This window comes from Paenibacillus sp. FSL R5-0914 (assembly GCF_038004525.1).
GTDB lineage: Bacteria > Bacillota > Bacilli > Paenibacillales > Paenibacillaceae > Paenibacillus_AQ.
Genome location: NZ_JBBORH010000001.1, coordinates 1838311 through 1853121, shown reverse-complemented (window position 1 = coordinate 1853121; position 14811 = coordinate 1838311). Strand labels below are relative to the sequence as shown.

General features: G+C 44.4%; 12 protein-coding genes and 4 tRNA genes. 3 read left to right on the top strand and 13 right to left on the bottom strand.

The window, feature by feature from the left end; all coding sequences use genetic code 11:
* The first annotated feature begins 63 nt into the window (after positions 1-63).
* Positions 64-762 carry an ABC transporter ATP-binding protein gene (locus MKX60_RS08240; RefSeq protein WP_341059501.1) on the top strand — a complete coding sequence of 233 codons (699 nt, stop codon included), beginning with the start codon at positions 64-66 and terminating at the stop codon, positions 760-762.
* A complete protein-coding gene (locus tag MKX60_RS08235; protein ID WP_341059500.1) occupies positions 759-3293 on the top strand; it encodes an ABC transporter permease in 2535 nt (844 codons plus the stop codon). The genes MKX60_RS08240 and MKX60_RS08235 overlap by 4 nt, the downstream gene beginning before the upstream one ends.
* Before the next feature lie 86 nt (positions 3294-3379).
* Here MKX60_RS08235 and MKX60_RS08230 read toward each other — a convergent pair whose 3' ends face one another.
* From MKX60_RS08230 to MKX60_RS08190, 9 genes are all read right to left on the bottom strand, one after another.
* Entirely contained in the window at positions 3380-4207 is an 828-nt protein-coding gene (locus MKX60_RS08230) for a MetQ/NlpA family ABC transporter substrate-binding protein (RefSeq protein ID WP_042191777.1), read from the bottom strand.
* Between the two features lie 71 nt (positions 4208-4278).
* Positions 4279-4941: a methionine ABC transporter permease gene (locus tag MKX60_RS08225; RefSeq protein ID WP_042191779.1), complete on the bottom strand. Its 663-nt coding sequence runs from the start codon at positions 4939-4941 to the stop codon at positions 4279-4281.
* Entirely contained in the window at positions 4934-5695 is a 762-nt protein-coding gene (locus MKX60_RS08220; protein WP_076285323.1) for a methionine ABC transporter ATP-binding protein, read from the bottom strand. The genes MKX60_RS08225 and MKX60_RS08220 overlap by 8 nt, the downstream gene beginning before the upstream one ends.
* Before the next feature lie 376 nt (positions 5696-6071).
* A complete protein-coding gene (locus MKX60_RS08215) occupies positions 6072-7469 on the bottom strand; it encodes an ADP-ribosylglycohydrolase family protein (RefSeq protein WP_341059499.1) in 1398 nt (465 codons plus the stop codon).
* A 3-nt stretch (positions 7470-7472) separates the two neighbouring features.
* Complete coding sequence (locus tag MKX60_RS08210) at positions 7473-8426, bottom strand: nucleoside hydrolase (RefSeq protein WP_076285325.1); 954 nt, start codon at positions 8424-8426, stop codon at positions 7473-7475.
* A 44-nt stretch (positions 8427-8470) separates the two neighbouring features.
* Positions 8471-9409: an ABC transporter permease gene (locus MKX60_RS08205; protein ID WP_341059498.1), complete on the bottom strand. Its 939-nt coding sequence runs from the start codon at positions 9407-9409 to the stop codon at positions 8471-8473.
* The gene (locus MKX60_RS08200; protein WP_042131006.1) at positions 9406-10452 is read right to left on the bottom strand and encodes an ABC transporter permease; all 1047 of its coding nucleotides are present in this window, start codon (positions 10450-10452) and stop codon (positions 9406-9408) included. The genes MKX60_RS08205 and MKX60_RS08200 overlap by 4 nt, the downstream gene beginning before the upstream one ends.
* Positions 10445-12007 (bottom strand): ABC transporter ATP-binding protein, encoded by a 1563-nt coding sequence (locus tag MKX60_RS08195; RefSeq protein WP_042191787.1) that lies wholly within the window; start codon positions 12005-12007, stop codon positions 10445-10447. Before MKX60_RS08195 ends, MKX60_RS08200 begins: the two co-directional genes overlap by 8 nt.
* 102 nt (positions 12008-12109) lie before the next feature.
* The gene (locus MKX60_RS08190) at positions 12110-13249 is read right to left on the bottom strand and encodes a BMP family ABC transporter substrate-binding protein (protein ID WP_076285326.1); all 1140 of its coding nucleotides are present in this window, start codon (positions 13247-13249) and stop codon (positions 12110-12112) included.
* A 326-nt stretch (positions 13250-13575) separates the two neighbouring features.
* On the opposite strand from MKX60_RS08190, the gene MKX60_RS08185 reads away from it, so the two are divergent.
* On the top strand, positions 13576-14325 hold the full coding sequence (locus tag MKX60_RS08185) for an AraC family transcriptional regulator (RefSeq protein WP_042191790.1): 750 nt from the start codon (positions 13576-13578) through the stop codon (positions 14323-14325).
* Between the two features lie 133 nt (positions 14326-14458).
* Here the strand turns inward: MKX60_RS08185 and MKX60_RS08180 are convergent.
* From MKX60_RS08180 to MKX60_RS08165, 4 genes are all read right to left on the bottom strand, one after another.
* Positions 14459-14537 (bottom strand) — tRNA-Leu (locus tag MKX60_RS08180).
* Positions 14538-14551: 14 nt separating this feature from the next.
* Positions 14552-14625 (bottom strand) — tRNA-Cys (locus MKX60_RS08175).
* Between the two features lie 12 nt (positions 14626-14637).
* A tRNA-Gly gene (locus tag MKX60_RS08170) sits at positions 14638-14712 on the bottom strand.
* Positions 14713-14718: 6 nt separating this feature from the next.
* A tRNA-Gln gene (locus MKX60_RS08165) sits at positions 14719-14793 on the bottom strand.
* Positions 14794-14811: the final 18 nt, after the last annotated feature.

Sequence of the window (14811 nt, the reverse complement as noted above, 5' to 3'; positions counted from 1 at the left end):
CTGTCAGATTGATTTGCTACTCTTGGAACATAGTAAAAAAGATCTCATAGGAGGGAAAGAGTTATGCCTATTTTACAGACAGAAAATTTAAAAAAACACTATGGAAAGATCGGCTCTAGCGTTAAGGCTCTGGACGGCGTATCGCTGACGGTGGAAAAAGGAGAGTTTGTCGCCATCGTCGGTACCAGCGGCAGCGGTAAAAGTACCCTTCTTCATATGCTTGGCGGACTAGACCGAGCAACAGAGGGCAAGGTTTACGTGGACGGGAACGATATTTTTGCGATGAGTGATGAGAAGCTGACCATTTTTCGGCGCAGATCGGTGGGGTTTGTTTTTCAGAACTACAATCTAGTACCCATACTGAATGTGCGGGAGAATATTGTACTTCCCATTGAACTGGACGGTGGCAAAATTGACGAAGCTTATCTTGATCTGATCATCCGCACTTTAGGCTTGCAGGAGAAGATAAATAATCTACCTTCTAATCTGTCTGGTGGGCAGCAGCAACGGGTGGCAATAGCCAGAGCATTGGCGACCAAACCTTCAATCATCTTAGCAGATGAACCTACAGGTAATCTGGACAGCAAGACAAGTCAGGAAGTGCTGATTCTGCTGAAGCAGATGAGCGAGAAATTCAATCAGACCATCGTGATGATCACGCACAATGAACAGATTGCCCAAACGGCTGACCGGATAATCCGTATTGAAGATGGTATTATTTTCACTGGACAATCCGGTAGCTCTGGAGTGAGCCAGCCATGATCAGCACGAATAACCGGAAGACCATTGCTTTTTTAGCCAAAAAAAGCCTCAAAGCCAACCGGGCTCGCAATTTCACTATCATCTGTGCCATCGTACTGACTACGCTTTTGATCACCGCCGTATTTACCTTGGCACTCAGTATTAACCAATCGATGCAACGCGCACAAATGCAGACTACCGGTAGTGATTATCATGGAAGCTTCAAATATCTGAATCCTGCCGAGTTGGAGAAGCTGAAGAATCAGCCATCCATCAAAGAGTATGGTGTCTTTCTTAACGTTGGCGATATAAGCACTAGTCTGTTCAAGAATAACCGGGTAGAGGTCCTTCGAATTGACGAGAATTTTGCCAAACACGGATTTATCAACTTTATAGCTGGCGGACTGCCCTCCCAAGAGAATGAAATCGTCCTAAATACTTGGGTGCTAGACTTGCTTGGAGCAAAACATGAGTTAGGTCAGAGTGTGAAGCTGAATATAGACACGGGTGAAAAAGTCATAAGTCAAGACTTTAAGCTCTCCGGATATTACGAAGCTGATCAAAATTTGGCGATGTCAGGGTTGGCTTTTGTATCAGAAGCATTTACACAGAAGAACATTTCCCATATTGACCCGGACATCTCTGAAGCAACGGGTTCTTATGTGAACACCGCAGGCCTGGGGGTGATGTTTAACAATTCTTATAATATTGAAAAGAAGGTACAAAAGATTTTGACGGACACTGGCCTAGATGTGCCCTATGGTGTAAATCCGGCTTATACAAGTGTCTCTCTCTCCGAGAATCTAATGAATATCGTTCCTTATGGAATTGTCATTCTTATCACAATGCTGAGCGGCTATTTGCTGATCTACAATATCTTTTTTATTTCCGTCGTTCGGGATGTGAAATTTTATGGGCTGCTAAAGACCATCGGTACCACACCTCGACAACTGAAAAAGATCATCTCGATTCAGGCGCGCTCACTTTATCTCGTCGCGCTCCCCTTTGGATTAGGGTTGGGATATTTGCTCGGTCTACTGCTTCTCCCCATGGCGACCTCAATTTCAAGTAGTTCTACCGATAATGTCTATTCTGTTAGCCCGTGGATATTTATTGGTGCAGCAGCATTCTCGTATATAACAGTTTGGATTGCCGCAAGCAAGCCAGGCCGGATGGCCTCGCGAACCTCGCCGGTAGAGGCTGTAAAATTTGCCGGAGTCAGCAGCGGTGGAAAACGGAAAGCCAAAAAATCAAAACATGGCGCAAAACTTCACAACATGGCGTTCTCCAACCTGTTCAGAAGCAAAAAAAAGCTGATCTTGATGCTCTCTTCACTCTCCTTGAGTATCATCTTGTTCAGTACCATTTTCACAGTAATTTCCTCACTGGATGTGAATAAATATCTGGGTGCCTTTATCTCCGGTGATTTTGTGGTTCAGAATGAAGTTCTAGTCAGTATTACAGGGCCTCGAGACGGTGATCCATATAAGCTTTCAGAGGAATTCGCCAACAATCTAAGTAAAATTGACGGTGTAGAAAGTGTTGATAAGGTTTACCACAGATATGTTCCATCTCCTGTCGATGATGCTGTCCGGGCTATTTTGGAACCAACGGTAGCTGCTGACCCACATCCTTATCTTCTCTCCACCTTAGATAAGGGGGGGATGGTTAACATTAATCTATATGGATTAGATCCAGGCTGGTATGATCTTGTGGACAAAGATATTATCGAAGGTGAGTTTAATAGGCAGATGTTTTCTTCAGGAAAGTTTGCGCTCATTACCGAGGCCAGTTTATTAGAAGAAGATAGCTACCGCACCTATTATCATTCTGGAGATACAATCACTTTCGGGAATTCGGGGAAATCTTATGAAGTGATGGCGGTATTAAAATATGATGCAGTATATGCTGCGACAACAAAATCTTTCTCTATATTAGGTTACAACGCCTTCCTCCCTGCTTCGGAGCTGCAGAAGGAAATGCCGCAAGGCACAGATCCAGCCAATATTGTTACAGCCACACTACATGTCGATCCAGCTAAAATGGATTTAGTAGAACAAGCAGCCAAGGCTCTAACAGATTCGACAAATGAATTATCCTTGAAATCCAGGGAGGATTACAAGAAGGAGCTCGGTGGATTCATTCGCATTTTTCAAACCGTTGGGTACGGGCTTAGCCTGGTAATTGCTCTAATCGGGGTGCTGAATTATATCAACACTGTACTCACCGGGGTAGTCTCACGCCGCAATGAATTTGCCATGCTGGAGAGTATTGGCATGACCAAAAAGCAGCTAAAACGTATGCTGATCCTTGAAGGACTCTACACCGTGCTGCTAACCGTCCTTATAACCTCAACATTAGGTGTATTCCTGACCTATAACCTTTCCAAAAGCATCACGGAAAATATGGCCTTTATGGTATTTCAGATGAGTTGGCTGCCTTTTATCCTTACTGTTCCTGTTTTATTAACCATCGCTTACTCAGTAACACTAAAAGCTTATAAAACCTTATGCCAAGCATCGATTGTGGAACGGCTGAGAGAAACCGAGTAACAGGGAGCACATCATTCCTTATATAAAAAAAGGCAGGCCTACGATTATCGCTGGGCCTGCCTTCTGTTTATAGATCCATGTTGTTCTTATTTAAAAGCAGGCAACGCGATATCCGCATAGTTATCTTCAAGGAATTTCTTCACTTCTGGTCCGCTAATCCGTTTAGCTAGCTTCTGGATCGCATCAGAGTCCTTGTTGTCTTCACGCGCAACCAAGGTGATCGTGAATTCAGAATCCGCGCCTTCAGTAATCAGTGCATCTTTCTTTGGTGTCAATCCAAGCGGGCTGGCATAAGCCGGAGTCATTGCCACTAGATCTCCATCATCCAGCATACGGGCCAACATCAATAGATCTACTTCCTCAAACTTAAAGTTTTTTGGATTCTCAGTAATGTCTGCTTGTGTAGCCTTGATGCCTACACCTTCTTTTAGCTTAATCAAATCAGCTGCAGCGAACATTTGTAAAGAACGGCCGATATTTGAAGGGTCATTAGCCATTACTAGTGTTGCGCCTTCCGGCAGATCCGCAACATTCTTGTAACGTTTCGAGTATCCACCGTAAATAGCGTCATAGACAGGCTGTACCTCTACTAGATTGGAGCCTTTGCTTTCATTAAATTGCTTCATATAAGGAACATGTTGGAAAAAGTTAGCGTCTACCTCTTTATTCGCCAAAGCCTCATTAGGCTGTACATTGTCAGACAGCACAACGATTTCAAGATCAATGCCATCTTCCTTCAGAAGTGGCTTCACAATATCCAGAATTTCCGTCATTGGTGGAATCAAAGTAGCAATCTTTAATTTCGTTAGCTCATCGCTACCTTTTGCAGAATTGTTCTCGGCTGCTTTATTAGAGCCACAACCCGCTACGACCAATACCATTAACATAAGCACAACTATCATTGATTTTTTCATTACTACAACTAACCCCCAGTTTATATGTTTAACCATTTTGTATTACAAAATTTGATGTACGGGTTGAACGATTAACGTTTATCTAACAGCCGTGAGATCGTACCTCCTGTGAATTGAACCAACTGAACCAATACAATCATCACAACAATCGCATAGATCATCACTTCAGTCTCAAAACGCTGATATCCGTAACGGATCGCGAAATCTCCAACCCCGCCCCCTCCAACAACCCCCATTACGGTCGAGTAAGAGATAAAACTAATGGTGGAGGTAGTAAGTCCGAGCACTAGACCCGAACGAGCCTCTACATACAGAAACTTAAAGATTAATCCCAGCTTCGAGGCTCCCATAGACAACGCCGCTTCTATAACTCCTTTAGGAACCTCCAGCAAAGACTGCTCCACCAGACGAGAGTAATAAGCAATGGCAACAATGGATAACGGAACCGTGGCAGCCATTGTTCCAATCGCAGTTCCGACGAGGAAACGAGTGACCGGAATGAGTGCAACCACAAGCAGCAGGAATGGAAATGAACGGATAATATTTACGATGCTGTTGAGTACCAGTGACAATGTTTTATTCTCATAGAGCTGCCCTTTTCGGCAAAAAAACAACAACGTCCCGAGTGGAAGCCCCAGCAGCAGTGCGGCACCAACAGAAATACCGACCATTATAAAAGTTTCTCCGATCGATTCCCACATCTGTGCCTGATATTGAAGTACACTATCAAACATGCGTTTCCCCCGCTTTACCCAGAATTTGATCCCGGTAAGATCCAGTACGGACTGCAGCAGGCCGGAAATCACCATCTTGGCGTGAGAATGAATCTACGATTCGGCCATTTTCCATCACCGATACGTGAGTGCATATGCTTTTGACAACATCCATCTCATGCGTAACAATCACTACCGTAACCCCAAGGCCCCCATTAATATGCTTCAGGACGTCTAGAATATCCGCAGTTGTTCCTGGATCTAGTGAGGATGTTGGTTCGTCACATAGCAATAGTCCTGGACTGTTCGAAAGCGCCCGGGCGATCGCCACACGTTGTCGCTGTCCTCCACTTAGCTGTGCGGGATATTGCTCTGCCTTATCAGCCAATCCGACAAAATCGAGACATTCCTTCACCCGCTTCATCCGTTCACGCTTCGGCACCCCCGCCAGTTCCAGAGGGATCGAAATGTTGCGGCTTACCGTGACGTTATTGACCAGATTAAATTGCTGAAAAATCATCCCAATCTTTTCCCTAGCTTTCCGTAGCTGTTTACTCGGCATTTCGGTTAAATTATGCCCTTCTACGGTAACTGTCCCTTGATCCGGCTTTTCCAGCAGATTAATCAATCGTAGCAGCGTGGATTTCCCTGCCCCGCTTTCACCAATAATCCCGTGAATCGATCCCTTCTTCACATCAAGCGATACATCATCTACCGCCTGATATGTGCCGTCCTTCAGCTTGAATCCTTTACTCACCCGACTCAGCGATAGGATTGCAAACTCCCCCTTCCTTTCCGTTTATTCTGAAACCTTCTAAGCCAAGGTTTGTACTATAATTATTTAAAAACTGTTTTACTAAAAATCTCTTTAAATAATAAGGCATTTTATGTTCTGTGTCATCATTTTTATTTTAATAATATATCAGATTAAAAGGATTAAAGAATAAAAGCCCATTATATCGGACTATTTTCACGTGCTTATCTCCCAATAAATGACTGAGCTTAATCCCTCTTCAAATCAGGATTCTCCTGTTACCTAACTCCTAAACCCGCTGTTACATCTATTTCAAGAACTAGATCGCCACGAAAAAAAAAGGATGTCTAAGCTCGATAGCTTAAGACATCCTTTCATTCTTTTCGTAATCCTTGATCTAAGACTTTTCGCCAAGCTCTCCTCGAATCTTCAAGAAGACCTGATAGCTGCGCTCCGCGCATTCCGAAATCGCTATCGGATGAAAACCAGGTAGATCCGCATATAGCGTATCATGGAGCGGTTCAATCCACGAAGCCGGCAACACACTTGCTCCAAGCTTCGCTCCCATAATAGAACCCACTGTAGCACCATTACAGTCTGTATCCATTCCTCCGTAAACGGATGTAACGACCGCTTTTTCAAAATCATTCCCGCCATAGACCAGCGAAGCAGCTACAAGAGCAGCATTATTATTGGTGTGCACCGCATCATAGTGGCTGAATGTATCCCAAATCTTACTTACCAACTCACGCTCACTTTTGGCCTTCTGCGCAATATCTATACCTCGTAGAACGTCACTTGCCAGGCGACTAGTACTAGGGATCTCACTAAGACCAATCTCAAGAATACGCTCGTTATCTTTTTCAGCAAAAGCAGCCGAAATCATCGCCGCATTAAACATCTCACCATAGATTCCGTTCTTCACATGTGAAAAAGAAGCATCGCGCCAGCCTAACTCCGCTGCAAGCTCAGGATGGCCTGCTGCACCATAAGCCAGTCCATCTGCGCGTATAGCCGCACCAATCCACTCCCGGTATGGATTTAAGTGCATCCGCACTCTTTCCTGCCGCGCCAGCCAATCCGCAGGCTTCTCACCATGCAGATGAGACGTTTCCTGCGCAAAATTCATATACGACTGTGTCTCTGCCGTACATACCTGGGCGTATGTCAGATGTTTATGCCAGAGCTTCCCGATATCCCAAGAATCCCAGCTCAGCCCCTTTTGCTCCAGCAGCATAAGGCCTAGAACCGTGTAACGAATATCATCATCGCTCTCCATAAACTTAATAGTCTCGCTGGTACTCGCATACGTCCAATCACTTAAACCAAGACCATATTCTGCCTCTGCCCGTGAATGCCCAGGCGTATAGCCAGTAATAGGCCATGCATCGGCACCCCGGAACCACAGCTCAATATTCTCCCAGCCCGGACGTCCATCTTTACCGTAGAGGTAGTCCCAATACTCCAATGGTTTGCCAAGTGCGCAACCGACGCTTCTACCTAGCCAAGCTCCGTAGAACTTATCTCTCCATTCTGCTTCGCTCCAGTCAGCCTCAAGCTTGCGTGGACCTTCTGGACGAAGACGACGAATCTCCTCCAGTGAAGACGGCTCTTCATAAGGAAAGTCCTCAGCAACCGTGAGCTCCATCAACTCGTTGTATACCTGCATCAGCTTAATCTCATCGGCACCTGCAGCAGCTAGTTTATCCGCGAAGCCTTCAATCTTGCAGCCTTCTTCTCCACGCTGAACCAATTCAAACTGAACCGTCTCCTGAAGTCTCTCCCATCCTGCCATAGGTTAGTTCCCTTCAGCCGCAAGCAGCTCTTGATCTAGCTTTTCCAGTGAATCAAAAATCAACTTCATAAATGCTTCCCGGTCTACTCCCACCAGGACTTCTACATTCGCTGGGCGATCCGTCTTCTTTCGTTTGTCTGCAACCGTCATTCCCCGCGTCAGCTTACCTTCTGTCTCTACCGTTACATATAGATGCTCGGATTCAAACAGTTCTGGGTGCAAGAGCCAAGCTACGGCGCATGGATCATGCAGTGCACTACCGACATAGCCCATTTTCTTTCCGAAGATCGAATAGAAATCTAACAGTTCTCCGACCATAGTGGACACTGGCCCACGCTCTTTCAATGCTACGATCTCATCTTCGAAAATGGCTGCCTTATCGGTCACATCCAGACCACTCATGGTAATCGGAATACCCGATTCAAACACGATACGAGCAGCTTCAGGATCTACATAGATGTTAAACTCCGCAGTAGAGGTTACATTTCCATAAGAAATTCCTCCGCCCATCAGTGAAATCTTTTCAATTCTTTCCTTAATCTCTGGATAAGCAGTGATTAGCAGGGCGATATTTGTTAAAGGAGCCATCGGTACGAGCGTAATCTTCTCCTCCGAAGAACGGATAATATTCAGCATGAATTCCACAGCGCCTTCTTCTACAGGCCGGAATTTACTTGGTGGCAATAGTGGGCCGTCCATGCCAGATTCACCATGCGCTTCCTCACCTGTAACAAGCTTGCCGAACAGCGGACCTGCAGCCCCTTTGGCTACAGGAATATCAGCATTCACAAAGCTGATCACTTTAAGTGCGTTTTCTGTGATTTTATCGAGGATCTGATTTCCACCAACCGTTGTAATCCCGCGCAGATCCAGCTTCTCCGAATTTGCTATTGCAAGCAGGATAGCGATTGCGTCATCATGCCCTGGATCGCAGTCAATAATAATAGGTGTTCGCATAGTCATTCACTCCTTAGTTGTATAAATCCTCGTTACTCTTATCGCTATTTCACTAGCGGGCTTTTAAGTTTTTTATTCTTTTTCCGTGTCTCAGATACGGCATAGATCACTAGTCCAATTACCGTTGCTACATAAGGAAGCGTCGCGATCAGTTCTGCAGGAATCTTCAAGACCTGTAGCGCATTCGACAAGGCGTCTGCCGTACCAAATAATAGAGAGGTCAGCGCCGTACCCACTGTCGTACTTCTCCCCATAGACTCTGCGGCAATCGCAATCCAGCCCCGACCAGCGATCATATCGCGAGTGAACAGTGACAGGTAACCCATCGACATGTAAGCTCCACCCAAACCAGCGAAAAATCCACTAAGCAGCAAAGCCATATACTGTATTTTCACAACACTTACTCCCACAGATTGAGCCGCATGTGGATTTTCACCCACTGAACGAATGCGCAGACCAAGCGGTGTACGGTTTAAGAGATAGTAGACAACAAACACAGCAATAATAGATACATACGTCAAAATGTGATGTCCTGATAGAATAGGCCCCAGCATTGGAATGTCCTTCAGTAAAGGAATCTCTACACTAGGTAGCACTTTACTCGCCAGAGAAGTAGAAGAACCCTTGTCTCCACTCAGCAGATAAAGAATAAACACGGTTCCTCCTGAAGCGAACATATTAATAGCTACACCGCCGAGAATAATATGTGTTTTAAATTTCAGTGTGAAAAAAGCTAATATTCCAGCGATCAGTGTTCCGGACATCACAGCCCCAAGTAAACCTACCCACGCACTATGCGTGTAGCTGCTTACAATGACACCGGCTAACGCCGCGACAAGCATGATGCCTTCCATACCAATGTTGATGATGCCAGCCCTATTAGAGATTAACGCTCCCAAAGCGGCGAATAGAATCGGTGTCGTCACTCGAAGAACAGAAAACGCAAAGTCAGTCGTAAAAATTACATCAAACAAGCTGTTCACGCTTCCTTCGCCTCCTTCAAGAGCATCCGATTTTTCCAGAACTTCAGAAATTGCTCAGCCGAAATCAGAAGAATGATAATCGCCTGTATAATAGAAATCATCTCTGAAGGTACATCCGATAGACGTGCCATCATGTCGGCTCCGATCCGGATATATGCAAGGAACAATGCAGCGCCGATTACGGATAGCGGATTATTCTTGGCTAACATCGCTACAAGAGCACCATCTAAGCCATAACCTGGTAACGATGTCCATTGGAATCGATTGTACATCCCTAGCACTTCTACGGAACCACCCATTCCCGCGATAAAACCAGCAATCAAGTGAACCAGTATAATAACCTTCGCGGTCTTCATGCCTGAATAACGTGCAAAGTTCCGGTTGATGCCTGTCATTCGCAGCTCATATCCCCATTTAGTCTTGTATAGGAATAAATGCGCTGCAATAATAAGCACGATAACGATAATAAGTCCGGTATGAATACGGGTGCCAGGTACCATTTTACTCAGCAGTGCCGTTTTCTCGAATTTGTAGGATACATTGGCAAATGCTTTTGCATCACGTAAGTGATAGTTCAGTAGATATAAACCTACTCCAAACAAAATATTATTGAACATCAAGGATGTAACCAGCTCATTAGCATTCCATTTGGCTTTGAGGATCCCGGGTATTGCCGAGAGCAACGCACCAACAATAGAACCCGCAGCAATAGCTACGATCGGATGAAGCCACCCATCCAGCGTTAAATGAATAGCCAACACGGAAGTTACGACACCGGAGAAATAGAAAATCCCTTCAGCTCCCAAATTGAACATATTTGCCCGGAACAACAAGGAAACTGCTAGCCCAGTGAACATGAGCGGAATGGCCATCTCAATCACATTACCGATATGACCTTTACTGGATAGCGGCTCAAATAGGAATATCCCAATCGTCTTCACCGGCTGATTGCTGACCAATGAGATGATCAGAAAAGCAATAGCGAGTGCAATTACGATTACTGCCGATGTTCGAATGTATTCAAAATATTTTACTTTAAACATGATTTACGGCCCTCCTGATTTGCTCCTCGTCCTGTCGATGAATCCCTAGCATATAAAGCCCTAATTCTTCTTCACTAACCTTGGAAGGCTCCTCGAAAAAGGCAACAATCTTTCCTTCATACATCACTAGTAGACTATCGCTGATCTCCAAGATCTCATTTAAGTCTGCTGACACTAGCAAAATAGCGCAATCGTCTGAGCGCAGCTCCAACAGCTTTTGATGTATGAACTGCGCCGCGCCTATATCCACGCCCCTTGTCGGCTGCTCTGCAATTAGCAGTTGCGGTTCTGTAGAACACTCTCTAGCTACGACAACCTTCTGCATGTTACCACCTGATAACATACCTATTGGCTGAGAAGGTCCCGAACAGCGGACTTTAAATTCTTCTACAAGTGATACTGCAAGCTTGGCAATTCGTGATCCATTTAAAAAGGGACCTTTATTCATAGCTTTTGTACGATACTGAGTGGACAGCAGATTATCCGCTATGCTCGCATCACTGGCTATCCCTTGATGCATCCGATCCTCTGGGATATAGGAAACGCCTAGCTTACGAATATCTAAAATATCCGATTCACGAATATCTTTTCCCTTCACTAGCACAGAGCCTTGGCTTGAGACCCCTCTTAGGCTACCCGTAAGAGCCTCAATGAGCTGTGTCTGCCCATTCCCTTCTACACCAGCAATCCCGATAATTTGTCCCCCGCGTACTGCAAAGTTGATATCTGTTAGCAACGCTTTGCCGTGTGCATCATTTACACCTAAGCCCTGCACAGTGAGTACCGGTTCCCCAATAGACAGAATCTCCTTGTCATATTTCAACACGACGTCTCTGCCCACCATAAGGCGTGAGATTTCTTGCTCCGTAACGTCCTTCGTTTGGAAGACACCTTCACTACGTCCACTACGCATGATCGTAATTCTGTCACAGATCGCTTTAACTTCTTTCAACTTGTGTGAAATAAAAACAATCGTATGACCCTGCTCTCTTAACTGCTTAAGCTCCCGGAACAATTCCTCTGTTTCCTGTGGGGTCAACACTGCGGTCGGCTCATCCAGAACGAGGATTTTTGCACCACGCAGCAGCGCCTTCAGAATTTCAACCTTTTGCTTCATACCAACCGTGAGATCCTCCACTTTTGCTTTTGGATCCACTGCCAGATTGTATTTCTTCGCAGTCTCTTCGGTCATGCGTACAGCTTCTGCATAATTGATGCCGACGCCCTTACGAGGTTCCATGCCCAGCACCATGTTCTCTGCTACTGTAAAAGAAGGGACCAGCATAAAATGCTGGTGAACCATACCAATCCCTCTATCAATGGCATCCTGAGCAGATTGCAGCTTCACTTTTTCACCCTTGATAAAGATTTCACCTTCACTAGGCTCTTCCATGCCGAACATGATCTTCATTAAAGTTGATTTACCAGCGCCGTTCTCGCCCGCAATCGCATGAATTTCTCCCTCACGTAAAGAAAAATGCACGTCTTTATTTGCAACGACACCATTGGGATACACCTTGGTAATTCCCCGCATTTCCAGCAGAGCTTTGTTCATAGGTCTCAACGCCTTTCGACTTGGAGGTCTGCAAAAATATACAGCTGGAATTCTTCTAAAAGAAGAATCTCCAACTGTAGGTTTATCACTTTATAGCTATACTTAAGGCTTAACTGCGTTACGAATGGCTTCTACTTCAGAGGTTTCCATTCCCATCGCGTTATCTACTGTAATTTCTTTATTGATCAGCTTTTGCTTCACTTCTTCAACTTTAGCCTGAAGATCGGCAGGAAAGATATTTTTATAGATTTCATTCTCTGCAATGCCTACACCATCATCTACAAAGCTCAACACATCACGTTTACCCATCTCAAGTGTACCGTCTTGTAATCTCTTCACGGCACCCAGAATAGCACTATCAATCTTTTTAATAGAAGAAGTAACGATCAAGTTTGCTTTTTCGCTATCTGTATCGTTAAGCAACATCGCCTGATCGGAGTCTACACCGATAGCATATTTCTTCTTCTCCTTAGCTGCGTCAAAGATTCCAAGACCTGTGCCCCCAGCCACGTTAAAAATAACGTCCACACCGGAGTTATATTGAATCAGCGAAAGCTCCTTGCCTTTAGCCGGGTTAACGAAATCACCAGCATATGATACTGCGACCTTCACATCAGGATCAACATATTGAGCGCCCTGAATGTAGCCTACCAAGAAAGCGTTAATTCCTGGAATGTCCATGCCGCCTACAAAACCGATCACATTCTCAGGATTAGCATTTTCCATATCCGATTGTGTAGCTAGCGCCGCTACAGCACCTGCTAGAAAAGATACTTCATTTGTTGCATAAGACATGTTGTACATATTCTCTGGTGCTTCATCTATATCGGTATCATAGTTAATGAACTTTTTGTCAGGATATAATTCAGCCGTTGCATTAAACATCTCTGTAATTTCCGATCCGCCAGAAATAATAACATCCCAGTCCTCAGCGGCGATATCGTTAAACGTAGGCTCCCATTTCGTTTTATCGACACCCATTTCTACAACTTTTGTTTCTGCACCCAGCTCATCCTTAACCTTTTGCAAACCGCTATTCGCAGAGTCAAAGAAAGATTTATCTCCAAGCGTTCCTGGAATCAGAAGTACAACTTTGAGTTTATCCCCTGAACCTGTTTCTCCACCTTCAGCTGCGTTAGATCCTGCATTCGCGGAAGATCCATTACTCGACGTATTATTTCCACAGGCTGTGACCATTACCATTACTACTAGTAACAACAAAGAAAGAACTTTCTTATTCATTTTTCTATTCCCCCTATTTATAGTTGGTTAGTAATTTGAGAGATTCTCCTTCTTAGTCCGTTGTATATTTCACGATTTAGATGGAAACTCTCATTTTTCATGTAACATTGTCAAAAATTTAATGATTTTAACGAATACACTCAAAAAAAGAGAGAAAATTATAATTTTTACGAATAATCCGACTAATTTCCGAACGAGATGGCCAGTCAGGTTGCTAATCTTCGGATTTCTTGATACGATCATATCAAATATTAATGAAAATAATTATATGATTTCGGTCATAATTTTGTGCGATTCGGCTAAAACATAATTATTGGAGGCTCATCATGGATCGTGTTCTATATATTGTAAATGCAGCACATGAGGTTAATACCTATATTCCACCACACCAGCATGAATGTTATGAACTAGTCTATTATTTAAACGGATTAGGAACTACCAATGTAGGTTCGCGAAGTTATCATTTTCGTTCTTCTTCATTCGCGCTGATACCACCCAATCATAAACATGACGAGAATCATCGCGAGGATGCTACTATACTATTTGTAGGCTTCCATTCAAATCACCCAAATATGGAGAATTTGCAAGGCGTATATGAAGATGATAAAGACCATACTGTTCTACAGATCTTGCTTCGAATGAAAGCAGAGTTTACGCGCAAACAAGATGGATTCTCTGAACTATTGAACCTTCAAATGAGCGAAATCACTGTTCATCTGATACGGCTTCTTAGCGCCTCTGGGTTTCAATCACCAACGGAAGACAGAGTCCAATATGTTCTAAACTATATGAATGAGCATTACCGCCATAAGCTATCGGTCGCAACACTTTCAGAGATGTCTGGATACAGCTATGATCGTTTCCGCCATTTATTTAAAGAGCGATTCGGTTCTTCACCTCTGCGCTATCTACTATTGAAACGTCTGGATTATGCAAAGTCTCTCTTGCAACATACCCAAATGCATATCTCTGAAGTATCAGCTGCTGCTGGGTTTGTGAATGACGCCCAATTCTGCAATATGTTTAAACGTGAAATTGGTCTCACCCCACGAGCATTCCGACTAAGCAGTCAATAAAACAACATTCCACACAAAAAGGCCGTTGATTAGAGACGCCTCTAATTCAACGGCTTAAGAATAAAAGCTCAAAGACAAAGAAAAAAGGTTTGTAAAGTTGCTTGTATAAGCAACTTTACAAACCTTTTTGATATACCGGCGAGAGGACTCGAACCTCCACGGTTTCCCTCTCGATTTTGAGTCGAGCGCGTCTGCCATTCCGCCACGCCGGCACATATGAACTTAATGGAGGCGCCACCCAGATTTGAACTGGGGATAAAGCTTTTGCAGAGCTTTGCCTTACCACTTGGCTATGGCGCCATATGAAAACTTTGGAGCGGACGACGGGAATCGAACCCGCGACCCTCGCCTTGGCAAGGCGATGCTCTACCGCTGAGCCACGTCCGCATAAAATGGCTGGGGATATAGGATTTGAACCTATGCGTGACGGAGTCAAAGTCCGTTGCCTTACCGCTTGGCTAATCCCCAATAACATTTTAAAATAAA